At 38.8% G+C, this 19,215-nt stretch carries 15 protein-coding genes; 8 read left to right on the forward strand and 7 right to left on the reverse strand.

The features are described from left to right. Positions 1-19: 19 nt before the first annotated feature. The 3 genes from amrB to TSYNT_RS04810 form a co-directional block, all read right to left on the reverse strand. Complete coding sequence (amrB, locus tag TSYNT_RS04800) at positions 20-895, reverse strand: AmmeMemoRadiSam system protein B (RefSeq protein ID WP_059032250.1); 876 nt, start codon at positions 893-895, stop codon at positions 20-22. Then, positions 892-5,739, reverse strand: a complete 4,848-nt coding sequence (locus tag TSYNT_RS04805) for an Ig-like domain-containing protein (protein WP_059032252.1) — start codon at positions 5,737-5,739, stop codon at positions 892-894. Before TSYNT_RS04805 ends, amrB begins: the two co-directional genes overlap by 4 nt. 158 nt (positions 5,740-5,897) lie before the next feature. Beyond that, the gene (locus tag TSYNT_RS04810; RefSeq protein ID WP_059032254.1) at positions 5,898-6,143 is read right to left on the reverse strand and encodes a thioredoxin family protein; all 246 of its coding nucleotides are present in this window, start codon (positions 6,141-6,143) and stop codon (positions 5,898-5,900) included. Positions 6,144-6,334: 191 nt separating this feature from the next. On the opposite strand from TSYNT_RS04810, the gene TSYNT_RS04815 reads away from it, so the two are divergent. Together TSYNT_RS04815 and TSYNT_RS04820 are read left to right on the forward strand one after the other, a co-directional pair. Continuing rightward, on the forward strand, positions 6,335-7,036 hold the full coding sequence (locus TSYNT_RS04815) for a DUF1538 domain-containing protein (RefSeq protein ID WP_059032255.1): 702 nt from the start codon (positions 6,335-6,337) through the stop codon (positions 7,034-7,036). Positions 7,037-7,048: 12 nt separating this feature from the next. Next, positions 7,049-7,378 (forward strand): P-II family nitrogen regulator, encoded by a 330-nt coding sequence (locus TSYNT_RS04820; RefSeq protein ID WP_059032257.1) that lies wholly within the window; start codon positions 7,049-7,051, stop codon positions 7,376-7,378. A gap of 78 nt (positions 7,379-7,456) precedes the next feature. Here TSYNT_RS04820 and speE read toward each other — a convergent pair whose 3' ends face one another. Further along, on the reverse strand, positions 7,457-8,320 hold the full coding sequence (gene speE, locus TSYNT_RS04825) for a polyamine aminopropyltransferase (protein WP_059032260.1): 864 nt from the start codon (positions 8,318-8,320) through the stop codon (positions 7,457-7,459). A 229-nt stretch (positions 8,321-8,549) separates the two neighbouring features. Here speE and TSYNT_RS04830 point away from each other — a divergent pair, with 229 nt between their 5' ends. Next, on the forward strand, positions 8,550-9,053 hold the full coding sequence (locus tag TSYNT_RS04830; RefSeq protein WP_059032263.1) for a flavin reductase family protein: 504 nt from the start codon (positions 8,550-8,552) through the stop codon (positions 9,051-9,053). A gap of 95 nt (positions 9,054-9,148) precedes the next feature. Here the strand turns inward: TSYNT_RS04830 and TSYNT_RS04835 are convergent, their stop codons facing one another. Genes TSYNT_RS04835 through TSYNT_RS04845 form a run of 3 tightly spaced genes read right to left on the reverse strand, consistent with a single transcriptional unit; the run spans position 9,149 to position 11,405 of the window. After that, complete coding sequence (locus TSYNT_RS04835; protein ID WP_059032265.1) at positions 9,149-9,802, reverse strand: endonuclease III domain-containing protein; 654 nt, start codon at positions 9,800-9,802, stop codon at positions 9,149-9,151. A gap of 16 nt (positions 9,803-9,818) precedes the next feature. Next, on the reverse strand, positions 9,819-10,649 hold the full coding sequence (locus TSYNT_RS04840) for a DegV family protein (RefSeq protein WP_059032267.1): 831 nt from the start codon (positions 10,647-10,649) through the stop codon (positions 9,819-9,821). Positions 10,650-10,667: 18 nt separating this feature from the next. Further along, a complete protein-coding gene (locus TSYNT_RS04845; RefSeq protein ID WP_059032269.1) occupies positions 10,668-11,405 on the reverse strand; it encodes an NAD-dependent protein deacylase in 738 nt (245 codons plus the stop codon). 270 nt (positions 11,406-11,675) lie between these two features. Here TSYNT_RS04845 and TSYNT_RS04850 point away from each other — a divergent pair, with 270 nt between their 5' ends. From TSYNT_RS04850 to TSYNT_RS04870, 5 genes are all read left to right on the forward strand, one after another. Further along, complete coding sequence (locus TSYNT_RS04850; protein ID WP_059032271.1) at positions 11,676-13,448, forward strand: sigma-54 interaction domain-containing protein; 1,773 nt, start codon at positions 11,676-11,678, stop codon at positions 13,446-13,448. A 523-nt stretch (positions 13,449-13,971) separates the two neighbouring features. Next, positions 13,972-15,246, forward strand: a complete 1,275-nt coding sequence (locus TSYNT_RS04855) for an L-cysteine desulfidase family protein (RefSeq protein ID WP_059032273.1) — start codon at positions 13,972-13,974, stop codon at positions 15,244-15,246. Between the two features lie 78 nt (positions 15,247-15,324). Continuing rightward, positions 15,325-16,572, forward strand: coding sequence for a dicarboxylate/amino acid:cation symporter (locus TSYNT_RS04860; RefSeq protein ID WP_238142634.1), 1,248 nt, complete (start codon positions 15,325-15,327; stop codon positions 16,570-16,572). 214 nt (positions 16,573-16,786) lie between these two features. Beyond that, positions 16,787-17,701: a dihydrodipicolinate synthase family protein gene (locus TSYNT_RS04865; RefSeq protein ID WP_059032275.1), complete on the forward strand. Its 915-nt coding sequence runs from the start codon at positions 16,787-16,789 to the stop codon at positions 17,699-17,701. Positions 17,702-17,733: 32 nt separating this feature from the next. Continuing rightward, on the forward strand, positions 17,734-19,098 hold the full coding sequence (locus TSYNT_RS04870) for an FAD-dependent oxidoreductase (protein WP_059032277.1): 1,365 nt from the start codon (positions 17,734-17,736) through the stop codon (positions 19,096-19,098). The last annotated feature ends 117 nt before the right edge of the window (positions 19,099-19,215 follow it).

Genomic DNA, 19,215 nt, shown 5'->3' on the forward strand with positions numbered 1-19,215 from the left:
TAAGATACCTCTTTTCTATCTATTTTTGAAATAAGAAGGTCATATAGCTTGTAGTTTCTATTATGTCACTTCCAAGCAATATGCCTGAGTTGGTGTGGCTTACCAGTGTAAAATCAGGGATGCCGGCGTTTTCCATGGCAAAAAATAATGTGGCTAAAGACGCGGGAGAGTCCAGATGGTCATTTCCCATTAAAAAAATACTGTCCCAATTGTTGTCGTTTAGAGCTTTTAAAGTTTCTTTATCCATTTTTGCCGCTTCATCAGCAGTCAGATAATGAGAAAAATCCACTGAAGCTACAATTGCTGCTCCGTTTTGAATCAAGGACAAAAGGTTTTCAGCCAGCTTCTTTGTCTCTTTTTTTGATACATCATAATGACATATAATAGGCAGCACCTTAGTATTTGGCAAGTAATATTTTATAAAAGGCATGAGGTTGCCCATGGAGTGCTCGCCATCAAATACATACTCATCTTCTTTTGCTATATTGTAAGATACTAAGTAATCTACAGCTTCTATGTCTGCTTCTACCGTCCCAAAAGGCGTCTGCCATCCCAGCCGACTTACTAAAATTTTTGGACCCAGGTTTTTATGGTTAGGTCCCACCAAAATCAGCAAGTTGGGCGGTGCGTTTTGCATTTTGGAAAAGACATCGGCTATCATCCTGTGTGCCAGCAGATGATGAGGCACTACAGCTCCCCGAATCTTTTTATTCGAAGGAATCGGCTTTTGAGAAGATTCAGGTTTAAAATATCTAGGATCGAAGAAATTATTAGGGTGAACCTTAGAGGAGGAGGAAAATTGAGGCAAAAATTTCTCCTCCTCTGTTTTATTTGAGGCGCCTCCAATTACAAACATAACACAAAGTATTACAAAAAATACAGCTCTCCTCTTCATTTTATGCTCATCCTATCTTCCGAGCTCGCCCTATATACTATACCGCTTGTCATATGCTGGATTATAGCAGGCTCAGCCTTAAACTCGCCGGGATTGACAATTCTTGCATAGTAATTTAAGGTCCAATTCTTCTTTTCGTAAACTACAAACATCACCTTTTGACCATCTATTAATATTGGATATTGAGTATATTTGTCGCCTGCTCCCCGATAAAATGGCATTTCGACCATCTTAAGCCCTGCCGGCAGCAAATCAGTCAGAAGATACGGTCCATCAGGAGCTGTTTTGCCAAACTCATAAGAAATACTCACTTTAATTAAATCTCCTGCCTTAAAGGAAGTTTTAGCCTTGCCTTCAGATGATTGATAGCTTCGGCTGATTTTTACACCATCTAGGCTTGAAGCAGCAGAGGCATCGAAAGACTTTGGATAAACAGCTGTAATTCCCACCTTGCCCCGGATGTTCTTAAATTTTAATCCTGCAAGTTTTTCAGGTGCAACCAGCAAAGAAAAAGTCTTACCGGGCTCAAGCGTCACCTTTTCTGTTTTGCCTTCTAGCACATATTCAAAGCTTGCCTGATTTTTTGGCAGATTCGGAAGAGCATTTTCAAGGAACATTAATTCTTCAATGTAAAAAAGCTCATCTTTCGGCAGATTTTCTGCAACATATGCTTCTAGCTTGTTCTGCTCTGGCATATTAAGACCTGCGCAAATCGCCGATGCAAGAGATGTGGCTTCCAATATATCATCTTGATCTGTTCCGTATTTTATACGCATTTGGGTTTGCAGGTTTTCTCCGTATTTCGTTAAAACTTCTTTGATACATGTGGATGCTGAGGGCTTGTCTCCGATTTCAAGAAAAGCCAAGGAAAGATAAAGCTGCTCCTTTGCAGTAAGATCCTTTTGTGAAGAAAAAATTTTAAGTTCTGTAAGCACCGGCTCATTTAAAGCCGAAAGGCCGCAAAGAGCTATCATGCTTCTTTCTCGACTTTCTGTAGGATCTTCTGCAATCTTATAAAAATAGTTTGCAAGGGCTGCCTTATCAAATTCATTGCCGCATAAGGCAGCAAGCTTTGTCGAAAGTTCCAAATCGGCACTGCTATAAGGAAGAAGCGCAATACCGCCTTTTTCGGTTTGATACTTAAGAAGATTTATGTCTTCTTTACTTCCCGCCGCAATTCCCAGATCCAAGTCATTGAAATATTCATTAAGCAACTTTTGAGCTTTTATCGCTGCAAGCTGCTGGTCTATTCTGCTGCCATCAACCCATCTGAGTTTGAAAAGCATATTTAAATATTGACTGCGTTCGTAGTCGCTAAAGGTTAAAGTTGTAAGTGTATTTTCAGCACCGGATATTTTAAGGTCTTCGCTCATCAGCCAAAAATCAACCTGCTGTTTTGTAAGCAAACTGTCTAAAACATTAAAGTTTAAGATTAATTTATCTGCAAGATCGCCGGAGGTCTTTGCGGCAATAGCAAGTTCATAGTTTCCTTTTTCTAAAGCAGGAAGCGAGAAGCCGGTAGATGTAAAAGCACTGCCGCTCAGTTTTCTAGATATGGCGCTATTTAGTCCTTTAAGTGTTATTTCGTAGGATACCGGCATTCCTGACTTTATTTTAGTGCCAAAAGCGCGAATAGGTATTACAGGTTTATCGCCGGTAAGATAAGTGTCATTTGTAACGGCAGTTACAAAAAATGGCAGTTTAACGACGATGGGAGCTGTTTTTGTCCCGGCAAAAATGTCCTCTGTCACTGCTTGACATGTAAGCCTCCAAGATGTCAGATTATCAGGGACGCTAAATGAAAACTTTGCTTTTCCGTTCTTATCTGTGCCAACTGTTTTAAAGAGCACTGCATCCTTAAAGTCTCTCCGCTCAGAACCTCCCTCGCCTCCACCTTCAGCCCCAGATCCCATCGAGCCGTCAGGGCTTTCGTGAGTATAACCGGTCATGCGTATACCTGAATCGTAAAAATCGCTATATATGCTGTATAATATATCTGTATACTCCTGGCGTAATGCATACAGCGCTTCATCCACTAAATTCACATTAACCAGTGCTTTAATAGGTTTGCCATTCTTATCTTTTACTTCAATTACCGCATTTACTGTATCTCCCGGCTTGTATTCGCTTTTATCTGTTTCGATGCCAATATCAAGCTCCTTTTCTTTGGAATCGTATCTTACCAAGAAATCAGAGGCTTCATGGTAATATCGCCCATCAAAGTAAACTCCTTTAACCCAAAAGTTTGGGATAAATTCTTCTTTAAAGACGCTCTGAAACTTCGGATCATCTTTTACATAGCTTTCCTTAATCCCATCTCGCAATGTGATAAACAGGAAACCCTTGGGTCTAGATGACAGCGGAGCCTCGTTTTGCTTCATTGAAAGCTCTACATTTTCATTGACTTTGTAAGAATCTTTACCATCCATATAATACCATGTATAACCGTAATATTTAGGTTTGCCGCTTCCCGAAATCCCATATTCGCATACAGCAGGATTACCCCTAAAATCTACTGCAGTGATCTCGATAATATAAGAGTTCTCAGATTTTACCGGAATATCAAGCAAAGCCTTTCCATCTTTGCCGGTTGTAGTCTCGATTTCAGATTCTAAGACCTTGCTGTATTCATATTCGTAACGCGGCTGAACCTTCTTATTTATAAAATCATAATAGGTGCCACTCTCATATTTTTCCCACACTTCCCGGAAGACTCGAACTTTAAGAGGGTGGTTTGCTGCAGGTCCGCTTATATAAGAGTTTTCATCCCAAGGATCTGATGTGCCGCTGTTGACCTTATCTACCGTAAGCCTGTCAACGGATACCTGGATTTTACCGATTCTGTTTTTAATATCGCCTGTTGCACTGATTTTAATATCATTATTTAGCACAAAAAGGGGTGCTTCGGCACTAATGTCTCCGGCTTCAGGCAGTTTTGCGGTAAGAAATAAAATGGCATATTGAAGAAATCCGTATTCTTGCTTAAATTCGGGAGAAAAACTAATTGTGGCACTACCTTCGTTATTTGTAACGACGTTTCCGCGGCTGTAGTCATGTATGTAATATTCTAAAGAGGTATTTGGCACAGGAGTTCCTTCGAAAAAGGCGGCTTTAACTTCAAAATCAACTTTATCGCCTACATATACAGCCTTTTTGGAAGATGAAATCTCCAGCTGATAGGCAGGTTTATCATAGGTCGCAACCTCAAATCCTTTAGATGAGAGGACGTTGCTGCCATGCTTTACTTCTAGAAAATAATAACCCGGAATCAAATTTGGAAGCTTAAAACTTCCTGTATAGCTGAAGCCATCTAAGGAGATATTTTTTGTCTCTATGGGTATGGCATTTTCTACTTGAGACGATATTAAAGACACGGTTATATCATTAATAGGCTTTGCGCCGCTTTCTCTCGGCTTAACCAATCCCCAGAAATTAACAGTGCTGTCAGGCTTGTATAAAGGCCTGTCAAGATATAGATACTTCCAGTAACTTTTTGCAGAATCATCCAGATCCTGATCGAAATAAAACCGGTAGCCGGGATAAATAGCCGCCACTGCTTCCTTGCCGTCTTTTGAAACGATAGGATAAACTTGAGTAAAACTGCTGTCCAGGCCTGAAATTTTGGCTAATCCGGTATCGTCTGTGGTGGAAGATGCTTTTTGCTGCCAAATCCTTACATTGGCTTTAGATACCGGTTTGCCAGATGTCAAATCATTTACCCAAACAAGAGTCTGGTCTTTGTCTACGGCTGCGTATACCGCAAGGTCGGTAACTTCAAACCACACCTGGTATGTCTTGCCCTCTTTTGTAACAGCTTGGGCTATATAGTAGCCGGGAGGCATAACATCCGGAAATTCAACAAAAGTTGTATCATCGAAATTTCTTACAGGTAAAGAAAATTTTGCAGCAGATTCTAGTCCTGATATATCTTCTCGATAATTTTGTCGGCTTAAATAAGCCCAAAACGGTATTTCTTGTCTTTTGCTTAAGGCATTTATATAATCATCGGCTGTTTTATATTTATATACAGTAAAGTCAATGCTTTTAGGCAGTGAATTTTTGTTCAAACCATAATATCCGAATTGGAAAACAGGGTTTTCAGACGACGAAAATTCACTGACAGGTCTGAAAAAAGTAAGCTCTGTTCTTTGATCATCTTGAGATTTTTCCAAAGTTTCAAACTGAAAAGTATAGTCTTCCTTCAAAGTTTGGCTGCTGCCGGAAAGAGGCAGACCCTTCTTGATTGTAACAGTATACAGAGTCTCAGGCTCTAAACCCTTTGGCACAAATACCGCCGTTTTTTTATGAATTTCAAAACTGCCCTCTACTGCCGGAGTGATGCTAAAGAATTTTGGCAGATTTTCGAAATTTACATGGCTAAATGTGATTTCAATGCCTGTATTTTGAGGAACGCCGGTAGCTTGATTTGCGGGAAGCGTAGATATTACCTTAAAATCTCCCTTTGTTTGAAATGCCCACATGAAAGGGGTGGAAGTATCCCCTGAAGAAAGGATAAATTTATATATTTTTTGAGGCTCTAACGGCTGGGTTGGCGAGATAATAACTTTTTTATTATCTTTAGAATCCCTTGAAACAGTAAAGTCCAGCGCAGGATCTACTGAAAGATTTTCACGGATGAATTTTGGATCAAGGGCAGAATTTGCCGAAAGGACGAATTTGGTATCGATAGCAGCGCCTGCACTATCTTCATCGGTGGGCTTCATAGTAATCTCAGATGCAAGAGCTATATTGGAAGGGCGCATATTTATATATAAACTCAGACCTAAAACCAAAAATATTATTAACGCAACAAAGATAGCGGCATAATGTTTTGATTTTTTCATTTTTTCATCTCCCTGGTTTTACCTTCTCATAATATAGACGATAGGTCAAGAAAATTGTTCCGGAAAAATAAAAAGATATGCACCCTTGCAAAACCGCTTGATGATTTACGCATCTTCCGCAATGTAAAGGCAGCATATCTAAACTAAAATCATAACTGTTATTGTTTTTGAGCCTCGGCTATAAGTTTTTTAATTTGCCCTTTAGTGAGCACCTTGCCGGATGATTTAACCTTACCGTCAATTATTAAGGCCGGGGTCAAAAGTATATCGTATTCCAAGATTTTTTTAATTTCGGTTATCTTTTCCACATTTACGTTTATACCAAGTTCTTTTACAGCTTCCTGAGTGTTCTTTTCTAAGATTTTACACTTAGGACAACCTGTACCTAAAACTTTTATATCCATAAGCATTCCTCCTTGGTTTTATAATAACATTATTTTCTAATATCTCGCAAGAGAAGCCTTAAAAAAGAATGTTGATTTATTAGGCTGTAAAGGTTGACACAAGCAGAATATATCGATATCCTAGTTATAGCAGAGCGGTTGAAGGCGAAAATTAGCGTATTGATTAGATAAAGGAAGGAGTTGGTAAATCAATGACCGTATTCGACATTTTAAAGGCATTTTGGGAAACAGCAAAAAATGTTTTGCCAATAGTTCTGTTCTTATGCGTTTTTAAAGTGATCATTTTAAGAAAACCATTGGAAGAAATAAACACTCTTATTATCGGGACGCTCCTTAGCATAATAGGACTTCATCTGTTTTTGAAAGGAATATCCCTTAGCTTGATTCCGCTGGGGGATTCAGTAGGAGAAAATCTGGTAGTGCTTAATAACAAATACCTGATTGCGATATTCGCTTTTGTGGTAGGATATTTTGCAACAATGGTCGAACCCGGCCTTAAGGCTCTTGCTATGGAAGTAGAAGAAATTTCAACAGGAGCTATACCTATGAATGTGCTGATAAAAGCTGTAGGAATAGGCTTTGGAGTGGGGATGAGTTTAGGAATTGTGAAGATACTAAATAACATACCAACTAAAACCATTCTTTTCCCCGTGCTGCTTACGGCAATGGTTTTGGGTTATTTTGCACCTAGAGAGTTTGTGGATATTGCAATTGACTCAGCCAGTGCAACGACAGGACCTGTAAACATACCGCTTAATATGGCTATCGCTCTTGGCCTTTCGAAAATACTGGAAACTTCAGACCCGTTACTTAATGGTTTTGGAATAATAGGTCTTACTTCCATGGGTGCGGTAATTTCAGTATTGGTGTTAGGTGTATTAACTAGAATTTAAGGAGGGATAAAGGTGACCGAAGTTATGGCTATTGTGGCAATTGTTGAAAGGGGTAGAGCTGACTATGTAGTAAAACGGGCTAAAAAGGCGGGAGCTCAAGGAGCTACTATATTATATGGTCGCGGTACCGGAGAAAGCGAAGCAAAAAAGTTTTTGAATGTGCATATCGAATCTTCTAAAGAGATTATCTTAATACTAACTGAAAAAGAGAAATGCAGGCAGATATTTGAAGAAATAGTTGAAGCAGGCAAACTCAAAGAACCGGGAACAGGTATAATATTTACATTTCCTATCTCGAATTTGGTCGGCCTGCATCACCGCGAAAATTTTTCTTTAGATTAGATGTTAATTTTCCATGAACCTATTTAAAACGGGATATCATTCGTGAAAACCGCAATTTCTCCTGCCGGCCTAGTTTTCTTAGTTTATTATCCCCAGCTCTTCTTTAACAAAGTTAGGAAGAGCAAAACAACTTTCTATGATTTCCCGATTCACATATTTAGTTTCCTTATCAAATTTGCCGGGATTTACATCAGAATATTTTTTAGAACCTATAGTAAAAGTCCAGAATCCGCCGGGATATGTAGGAACCGTTGCCATATAAGGTTTTACAATGGGGAAAAGACTGCTTAAATTTTTATATATCTTGGTAAAGATTTCAGTATAGAAGATAGGTGATTCGCTTTGGCACACCATTAGACCATCTTTACACAAATTGTCATAAACATCTTTGTAAAAGTCAAGTTCAAAAAGTTTAACTGCCGGTCCTACAGGGTCAGAGGAGTCGATAATAATTACGTCATACAGATAATCTCGGTTTTCTTTAACATAACAGGTTCCATCTTGGAAAATAAAGTTTACCCTGGGATCAGGTTTGCCGCCGGAAACCTCAGGCAAGTATTTAAGGGATGTCCGGACTACCATTTCATCTATTTCTACCATATCAATTCTTTCTACATTAGAATACTTAGAAACTTCTCTTGCAACTCCGCAATCGCCGCCCCCTATTATCAGCACATTTTTGGGACTGGGGTGGATGTTTAAAGGCACGTGCGAAATCATCTCATTGTAGATATATCCATCGCCGCTTGTGGTTTGGACGGCATCGTCTAACACCAGCATCCGCCCAAAATCGTAAGAATCAAGTACTATTATTTCTTGAAGCGGTGAATTTTCTCTATATACTACTTCTTTTATGCGATAATCAATTTTAAGGTTGTTCCGATCTATCTCGGTGAACCACAGATCATCTCCTATTCTTTGCAAGCATTCTTCTGTTTTCATTACAGAACCCCCTTAGCGGTTTATTATAAAGCTGTAATACATGATAGCATGTATTGAGAAATTTAGCAAAAAGCCCAGGGGAAGCAATGAGGATTAGTCTAAAATATTTTCAAACAACATCTGATTGCGATATAATAAAGAGAGGATAAGTTGTGTAGAACAAAATAAGTGCTAAACTTGCAAAATTAGCTTGCAACTAAGCATACAATCAATTGAAAGGAGTTTTACAATGAAAGAACTACATATTTCTGAAGTGTCTGAAGAAATAATAAATGAATTGCCGGGTGGCGCATTGCTTACAGTGAAGTCTAAAAACGGCTTGAACACCATGGTAATAGGCTGGGCGACTTTGGGACGTGTCTGGAATAAGCCTATACTTACGGTTATGGTCAGATTTTCTAGATTTACTCATGATATTATTAAAGATGCTGATTCTTTTACAGTAAGTTTTTCAACAAAAGGCAAATTAAAAGGGGCTATAGCAGGATGCGGCAGCAAAAGCGGAAGAGATATTGACAAGTTTAAGGAATTCAACTTAACGCCTTCTTATGTTGAAAACATAGAGTCACCGTATATTGCCGAGGGAGACCTGCACATTATCTGCAAGATAGTCTATAAGAACACTATGGAACCGGAGCTTCTCTCTGATGAGATAAAAGAGCGCTGGTACAGTGACAATGATTACCATACTATTTATTACGGAGAAGTTATTAAGGTATTGGCAGATGAATAAAAAGAATGCCTGCATGTGTTTATGAAAGTCGTAGAAAGCAATAAACTAAAACAAGGCCTTTGTTATAAAATGGCCTTGTTTTAGTTTGTGTACATTTACATATTCGAACAATGAATTTTTACAGGACACTCGCTGCAAAGAGGTCCTTTATTTTTGCAGCATTCCTTTCCGAGACGTACTATTAAAGCATGATACTCGTTAAATAAAGCTGCATCAAGAGGCAGGTTATCCATAAAAAAACTCTGCATTTCATCATAACTTACATCAGGACAGAAAAATCCCAACCGCGAAAAAATTCTCCGCGTATAAGCATCCACGACAAAAATTGGTTTTTCGGCTGCATATAAAATTATTGAGTCAGCGGTTTCTGGCCCGATTCCTTTTATGCCTAAAAGTTGGTCTCGCATTTGGGAAACATCGTTTTTAAAAAAATTATGAATATCTCCTTCATAATTCCGGGCGATATATTGGCAAAAATTTTTTAGCTTTTTTGCTTTTTGATTATAGTACATAGTAGATCTTATAAGTCCGGCAAGTTTTTCATTATCTGCTGAAAGTATGGCCTCTAGAGACATCAATCCTTCTTTTTTTAAATTATCAATGGCCTTTTCTACATTTTTCCATGAAACGCTTTGAGTTAAAATGGCACCGACAATTACTTCGAAATCATCATCGGCAGGCCACCAGTGCTGAGGGCCGAAAGCTTGGAACATGTCGTTGTAGATATTTAGTAAAGTTTCTTTCGGCAAAAATCCAACCTCCATCCTAAAAAGTTATTACAAGTCCTCCAATTCCCGTATATGCCCCAACAGTAGGACCGACGGGATAAATTAAAACATTTTGGCAGTTATATCTATTTATAATTTCGGTTTTTATAAGCTCTGCATCTTGAAGATTTTGAGCATGTGTAATACAGACAGTAGTATTTGACAGATCCCCGTTTCCCCTCTCGCCTATCAATGAAATAAGCCGCTCTACTGCTCTTTTATTTCCTCTGACTTTTTCAAGAGGGACCACTTCGCCTTCAATGCCCTCACATATAAGTTTAATATTCATTATACTTGCAACCGTTCCTTGAAACCGTGTTATGCGGCCGCCTTTGACTATATTTTCCAGTGTCTGAAGGTATACAAAAATTGTCATATGCTGACGAAACTCCGAAAGGGCATCTACAATTTCTGCCATAGAGCATCCTTTATCTCTCATATCTACTGCTTTCATGACCTGAAGCGCATGTCCTGATGATGCAGCAAGAGAATCAAAGACCGTAACCGGTATAGATGTCATAGTCTTTGCTACATTTGCCGATTGAAAAGTGCCGCTGAGCTTTGACGAAATAGTTATGCATAAGATTTCATCCCCCGGCGAAGCTGTTTCTTCAAAAACTTTCAAAAATGCTGCCGGCGATGGCTGAGTTGTTTTCGGCAAAGTGTTTGATGATGTCATTTTTTTATAAAATTCTTCCGGAGTGATGTCAATCTTTTCCCTATACTCCGCATCCGGAAATATTATAGTCAGCGGGACGATGGGGATGTGATGTGCCGCAAGATATTCATCCGGCAAATCACAAGAACTGTCGCTTACAATGTGTATCACTGCTTTTCCTCCTAAAAATTATTCGTACTTCAAGTTGAGTTTTTCCGCAATATCACAAAATACCTTTCCTATACTATCGTGTATCACTATCTTTGCTCTTTCGTCAAAGGGAGTCGGATCTCGGTTGATTATGGAAAATTGTCGGCAGTAAAGTGGAAGTTCCGCTACGGGGTAAACCTCTAAGCTGCTGCCCACAACAAGCAAGAAGTCACATTTTTTGACGGCTTTTAAGGCTTCATAAAAATCTTTATTCATCGGGTCTCCAAAGAGAACAACGTCAGGTCTTACAAGGCTGCCGCATATCTCGCATCGCGGCGGATTAATACCTTCGTAGAACTGTGCTACAATATCATTGAAATCATATTTATTAGTGCAATTAATACAGTGAGCCGTCCTAAGATTGCCGTGGACCTCAAAAAGGTTTTTAGAGCCTGCTTTGTAATGAAGATTATCAATGTTTTGTGTGATTACCCCCTTAATATAGCCCTCCCTTTCCATGACGGCTATTATGCGATGAGCCGCATTTGGCTTAGCCTCGGTATATTTTGCCCATTGAGATATGTTAAATCTGAAAAATTCTTCAGGATGTGAAAGCATAAATGTCACACTTGCCATTTTAGCAGGATCGACTTTTTCCCAAAGGCCTGTACCTTTACTTCGGTAGTCGGGGATGCCGCTTTCAGTGCTGATGCCAGCACCTGTTAAAACTATCGCATTTCTAGAGGATTTTAATAAATCCACAAGTGCATCAATCATTTAATCGCCCCTTTGCCCCATATTCTACTATGTTATATTATAGCGAAATTTTGCTTACTTTTCTAGACGAATCTATTATTAACGGCATCTGTTTATTGTAATACAAAGAAAATATGAGAAAAACAGTGAAGATCAGGGGAGCTCGAATGCATCCAATTACAAAAAAGGAATTTTGAGGGCGAAAATAGAATATGTAAGATGAGTGCGACGTTAATTTAATTTAAATTATAAATGTTATTTAATTTCAAGAATAGAAGAGGGGTTACAAAATTGCCGTTAGAAAACCTGGAAAAGGAACTTCAAGAAATAGCTGAGGCTATAATGTCTGTTACAGGTCTTGATGTAACCATCCTTGATAGCTCGTTGAAAAGAATAGCCGGAACTGGAAAATACCGCGAAAAGATAGGTAAATATGCCGCAAAAAATTCTGTTTTTGAAAAGTGCATAAAAACCGGCAAAGAATATGTTATTACGGAACCGAGAACTTGCACTGAGTGCATAAACTGCAGCGACAAAAAGAACTGCCGGGAAGAGGCGGAGGTTTGTTATCCTATAGAAAGCGATGAAGGTATTGCAGGTGTAATCGGAATGATAGCCTTTAGTCCTGAACAAAAGGAAGCCTTTATTAAAAACCGGTTTAGCTATATGAACTTTGTAAGCCGCATGAGCAAATTAATAGCCTCAAGCATTAAGGAAAAGATTTTGCATCAAGAGCTGCAGTACAAGTCTATTGAGCTTAAAACAATTATCGATTCAGTAGATGAAGGGATTATTGCAATTGATGACAAAAGAAAAATTTTGTGCATAAACAATTGGGCATGCGATATGCTAGGCCTAAAAGCCGAAGATGTTGTAGGGAAAGATATAGATGAAATTCTTCCCGGCAATGGCGTAACAAAGATTTTGAATACAAACAACGAGATAAAAAACCAAGAAGAAATAATAAACATAAACGGCAAAAACCAACGCTTTCTTCTTTCGGCAAAACCCATAATCTTTAATCATAAAGCCGCAGGTGTAGTTGCTAGTTTAAAAGATTTTAATAATTTACGCCGTTCGATTTTTAAAATCAGCGAGAGTCCCGAAAGTTTTACTTTTGGCAAAATACTAGGCAGTAGCCCGGCTTTTACTCTAGTAAAAGAACAAGCAAGACAGATAGCAAGCCAGGATGTAACAGTGCTGCTTTTAGGAGAAAGCGGGACAGGAAAAGAACTTTTTGCAAGAGCAATTCATCATGAAAGTTCAAGAAGGAATGAAATATTTTTGCCCATAAACTGTGGTGCTATTCCAGACAGTCTTATAGAAAGCGAGCTCTTCGGTTATGAAAAAGGCACTTTTACCGGTGCAAATCCAAAAGGAAAGGTAGGCAAATTTGAAAGCGCAAACGGTGGGACTGTTTTTTTAGATGAAATAGGTGATTTACCGCTTCACATGCAGGTTAAAATCCTCAGAGTCCTTCAAGAAAAAGAAATATACAGAGTCGGGGGAATTACGCCGATAAAAGTAGATGTAAGAATAATTGCCGCTACCAACAAAGACCTGCAGGCTATGGTGCAGCGCGGCGAGTTTCGGGAAGATCTGTTTTATCGCTTAAATGTAGTTCCCATAAAAATTCCACCGCTCAGAGATAGACCTGAAGATATTTTAGAATTGGCTGAAGTTTTTTTTCAAAGATATTCCAAGATTTACCATAAAAATCTTAAAGGCATTTCCAAAGAAGCAAAAAAAGTCTTAGTTTCATACTCATACCCGGGAAATGTTCGGGAGCTTGAAAACCTGATAGAATACGGCGTTATTTTTGAAAAGAGTGATTTTCTTCAAGGTGAAACACTCCTAAAGAAAATCAGCATAGAAAATGGCACTTATACAGCAGAAACCGGAGGACTCAAAGAAATGGTGGCAAGATATGAAAGGCAGATAATACAGGATTTAATGCACCGATACGGTGAGAGCACAGAAGCTAAGCAAAAAATAGCCGAAAAGCTTAATATAAGCACTGCCACCTTATACCGCAAATTAAAAGAGCTGGATTTGACAAACTAATAAACAATTTAATAAACAAGGTCTGTATAAACGGCTTGTTTAGACATCATTCAAGAAGAATTTCTGCGGTGAAATCAGCTTCGATTTCCCTGCGGGAATTCTTCTTTTCTGTATACTGCAAACTAGAAAATACAATAAATTTTTAGCTTATGCAAAAACCATTTTATTTATGGGCAAAATTACTGAAAAATACAAATAACCTGTCTTAAATTCTCATAAATGATAAATAAGCTATCAAATTTGAGAAATAACATATTAAGAGAGGGTGTAGATACTTTAGGTAATTATCCTTTCTCATTTTTGATAAAAATAAATTTATTTTTTAATATTATCTGAAATTAATTATTGCCAAGACTACCTACAAACGTTGACTTCGTGCACTTTCCGGACATACAAGATAATTAAATCTGATGGATGGCACACAATTTGCATTAGCATATCTGTAAAGAAGGGCTTGCAAAGCATATTAAGCAAGCTTAACGTGCAAAATAGTTGATTATACATTCAAAAAAGGTGGGGTAATATGGCAATAATGACCAATTCACTTTTATTTGACATATTAAAAGATCAAGTAACTCCCGCATTGGGATGCACAGAACCTATAGCGGTAGCCTTGGCCGTAGCTAAAGCTAAGGAAACTCTGGGCAGCTTGCCGGAAAGGTTAGAAATTAAGGTTGATAGAAACATTTTTAAAAACGCCCTTGCTGTTGGCATACCCAAAACAAAAGAAAAGGGACTTTATATGGCTGCGGCACTGGCCCTTATAGCGGGCAAGTCAAAGTATAAGCTGGAGGTATTAAAGGATATAACCGAAGAAGACATACTTGAGGCCGGTAAGATTGTAGACAGCAATATCATCCACGTAGATATTGCCAAAGAAAAAACCGGACTATATGTAGAAGTTACAGCAATTTCCGGTAAAGAAGAGAGCAAGGTTATAATAAAAGATAAACATGATAATATTGTGTTAGTGGAGAAAAACGGGGAAGTAATATTTAACCAAGAAGCAAAAAATACAGACAAATTTTCCTTAAAAGAAAGTATTAAAGGAATGAAAATAAGGGATTTAGTAGAGTTTGCAACACAGGTGGAAGTAAGCAGCCTAGAGCTGGTAGATGAAGGCATCAAAATGAATAAAAAAATGGCTGAAGCCGGCATGGATAGTAAATATGGCAGGGCTTTAAGCGGTGGGACTTTGATTGATGAAATGAACTATAGAGAATATGCAAAGTATTTGACAGCTGTAGCAAGCTATGCGCGCATGTCGGGATATCCTCTTCCGGTTATGAGCTGCGCGGGCAGCGGAAATCACGGGCTTACTGCTATACTGCCGGTAGTGGCTGTAGGAGAAAAGAAAGGTATAAGTTATGATAAAATAGTAAGAGCGGTTACTCTAAGCCTACTGGTTACCATATATGTGAAAAGTTACACAGGCACACTTTCCCCTGTTTGCGGGTGCGGAGTAGCTGCAGGCGTGGGTGCCGGTGCAGGCGTTACCTATATGCTGGGGGGAAATCTTGAACAAATCGAAGGTTCCATCAAAAATATGATAGGCACTATGGCGGGGATTATCTGCGATGGAGGTAAACCCGGCTGTGCTTTTAAACTTGCTATTTCTGTAGATGCTGCGCTAGAATCGGCTTTGATGGCGTTAAACGGCGTTGTAATATCCCCTGATGATGGAATAGTAGACGAAACAGCGGAAAAAACCATACAAAATCTTGGCAAGGTATCAACTGATGGTATGATAAATACCGATGAGACAATTTTGGAGGTGATGCTGGGAAAATGTAGATGAGTTCAGTTTTACTAATGGATAAAGTCTCGTCCGTTAGTTCCCATGATAAAATGATTATAAATCAGGAGGTGTTTTTAATTGGCAAAAAATAAAGGCGGCAGCAGTTTAATAGTCAAACTGTTGGTAAGTATTGTAATCGGTATTATAATTGGTCTTGTAGTTCCAAAAAGCGTAATGGTGGCTATATCGACTATTAAATACTTTTTAGGGCAAATAATATTTTTTACAATTCCACTTATCATTCTTGGATTTATAGCGCCTGCAATAGCTGAACTAAAATCTAATGCAAGCCGGCTAATGACCATTACTATTTTATTGGCGTATCTATCATCGGTAGGAGCTGCAGCATTTGCTATGATCTCGGGATATGCGATAATACCACATCTTTCAATAGCGGCGAATTTAGGTAATTTGAGAGAAGTACCTAATCCCTTAATTGAACTTAGTATACCTCAGATATTCAGCGTTATGAGCGCTCTAGTGCTAGCATTGATGGTAGGTCTTGCAGCCGCAAACACTAAAGCTGAAACTGCAAAGAAATTATTGCAAGAATTTCAAAAAATGGTCTTATACATCGTTCAAAGTATAATAATCCCCATACTGCCAGTCTTTATAGCATCGACATTTGCAGGTCTTGCCTATGAGGGAAGCATAACTAAACAACTTCCGGTCTTTTTACAAATAATAGTTCTGGTTATTTTAGGACATTGGATATGGCTTGCAGTTCTCTATTCATTAGGAGGAGTTATTTCAGGGATAAATCCTTTAAATGTTTTAAAACATTATGGCCCAGCTTATATGACGGCAGTAGGCACCATGTCAAGCGCCGCAACACTGCCGATAGCATTGGAGTGTATCCATAAAAATAATGAGATACCTCGGCATATTCAAGATTTTGTAATACCGCTTTGCAATACTGTTCACCTTTGCGGTTCCGTGCTTACAGAAACATTTTTTGTAATGGCCGTTTCTAAAATACTCTATGGCACGATGCCGCCGCTTACACAGATGATAACATTCATCTTTCTTTTAGGACTTTTTGGTGTTGCTGCGCCGGGAGTGCCGGGCGGAACAGTTATGGCATCTTTAGGTCTTATTACCAGCGTGTTAGGATTTGATCAGGCAGGAGTTGCTATGGTGCTTTCTATTTTCGCACTTCAGGACAGCTTCGGCACTGCGTGCAATGTCACAGGAGATGGTGCAATAGCTCTTATGGTAACAGGAATTGCGCAAAGATTCATGAAGGAAGAAATGGAATACGAAAAACCTGGTACAGATAAAACGAAAGAAGGTTTAAAAAGAGGAGAAAAAGCTTACGAAAGTTAGCTGAATTAACCAAGTTAAGCCAAGGCCCATTAACTATGAGATGGGACCTTGGCTTTTTAAGTATTATAATTAATCTTTATTAATATCTGTAAAAAATATATAATTAAAAAAGGATAGAGACAGAAATCTAAGGTTCTTAAGAGTTTTAAGATAGTAATTAAGGATATTGGTTTGTGTAATATCAAATTATTCAAATATCTTAAGGAGGCAAATTATGTATAAACCTATTGGCTCTTGGGTGGCTATACCCACACCCTTTAACGAATCAGGAACTATTGACTGGAAAGGTTTTGAGATTCTTATCGACCATCAAGCAGCACATGGTACATCAACTTTGCTTGTAATGGGTTCTGCGGGAGAAGTTACTTTATTGTCAGCGGAAGAGCGAAAAGAAATCGTAAGGCGCATATCAAAATATGCCAAAGGAAAGATACCGGTATTCTTCGGAGCCGCATTTCCTACTACTGAGGAAACCATCAAATTTAGTCAGTATGCGGAAGGAGAGGGTGCCGATGGGTTAGTTTATACTGCGCCCCCTTATTTGCTGCCGCCTCAGTCGGCACTGGCAGACCATTTAGTAGCTTGTGCAAAATCCGTATCTATTCCGGTCGCTGTCTACAATAATCCCAGCCGGGTAGGGGTTTTTATTGAACCTGATACTATAGGACGTTTGGCTGAGGAATGTCCTAATTTTGTAGCAGACAAAGAGGCCATGGGAAGTGTTCAGCATTTAGTAGAAGTAAAAAGGAGAGTGGGAGAAAAAGTCCACATACTCTGCTGCGACTATCCGAAATATTCCATTTTACTGCCTACTCTTGCCATTGGCGGCCATGGAGCAGCAAATATCGGAGGGAATATAATACCTGAGGAGATGGCTGCAATTGCAAGACCTTGGGACAGCATAGAAAAAGTTGAGGAAAGCCGCAAACTTTATTTTAAGTATTACCCGCTTCTTGAAGCACTCTACTGGTTTTCAAATCCGATTGTAATAAAAGCAGCCTTAAACATTCTCGGACTTCCGGGAGGCATGCTGCGCAGACCTTACCAAGATCTTAGAGGAGAAAAGCTGGAAGACTTAAGAAAGCTGATGGATGAGATGGGCGTTATCGAAAAATATGGACAAAAATAAAGCTAAAGATTATAGAGGAGGGAAGTTTTTTCATGGATAAAAATTTGGTGGTAATCGGAGGAACTGCGGCGGGAATGAGCGCTGCAGCGCAAGCCCGTCGGGGCGACCCATCGCTTCCCATAATTGTCTTTGAGCGCACAGGTTATATAACTTACGGATCTTGCGGTCTGCCTTATTATATCGGAAATGTCATAAAAGATGTTAACAAACTTATAACTTATACCCCTGAATACATGAAAAAACAAAGAAATATCGATGTTTATATATTGCATGAAGTTGTAGGCATAAATACCCAAGAAAAGTACGTGAAGGTTAAAAACCTTAAAAGCGGTGAGACGTTTAATCAGCCCTACGGTCAGTTGGTAATAGCCACCGGCGCAGTTTCAGTTGTCCCTAAAATACCGGGTATTGATAATAATGGCATATTCACATTAAGAAATATTGAAGATGGAATTAAAATTAAAGAATTTTTATCATCGAAAAATGTGAAACACGCTGCAATTTTAGGGGCAGGCTTCATAGGGCTTGAATTAGCAGAAGCTCTTAGAAATTGGGGCATAGATGTAAATATTTTTGAAATGCTTCCAAGAATTCTTCCCCAAATCGATGAAGAACTTAGCGCTCTTATTGAAGCAGAGCTGGAAAAAAATTCAGTAAAATTATATAAGAACACAAAAGTTGTTGAGTTTAAACCTGCCGAAAAAGGCGGCTTGAAGATAATTACTGAGGGCAATAATATTTTTGATGCAGATATGGTAATTGCCGCAGTAGGAGTTAAGCCGAATACACTTCTTGCACAAAATGCAAAGATACAGACGGGGACTTTAGGCGGTATAGCAGTAGACAAATATATGCGCACAAGCTGTCCTGATATATGGGCTGCCGGAGATTGCACGGAAACTTACAATCGTATTACAAAAAAGCCCGTATATGTTCCTCTAGGAACTACAGCTAACAAGCAGGGCAAGATTGCAGGGGAAAATGCAGCAGGGGGCAGCGTTATCTTTCCGGGCATTATCGGAACTCAAGTAACTAAGATTTTCAATACATATACAGCAACTACAGGCCTTAATGAAATATCAGCAAAAGATGCAGGAATGCTTCCAATTTCTGCGAAGATAAAACATGTAGATAAAGCAGGCTACTATCCCGGCTCCAAATCCATACATGTAAAGATCATCATTGACAAAAATACGGCTAAAGTCATTGGAGCCCAGATGGCGGGGAGCGAGGGAGTTGGAAAGCGTATTGACATTTTTGCCACTGCCATTACTGCAGGTATGACGGTCTACGAATTAAATGAACTGGATCTTGCTTATGCACCACCGGTATCGCCGGTTTATGATCCTGTGCTTATCGCTGCATCTAGCGGAATAAAGGCATTAGAAAAGACATAAACGAAAATATTAAACCCCTTCATTAATAAATAATTTGGAGGGGTTTAATATTGTGCGCACCCGTGGATTTTAAGCTATCCGATTTTTAAATAAAATATTAAAATAAAAAATTCACAA

This window comes from Tepidanaerobacter syntrophicus, assembly GCF_001485475.2.
Lineage (GTDB): Bacteria > Bacillota > Thermosediminibacteria > Thermosediminibacterales > Tepidanaerobacteraceae > Tepidanaerobacter > Tepidanaerobacter syntrophicus.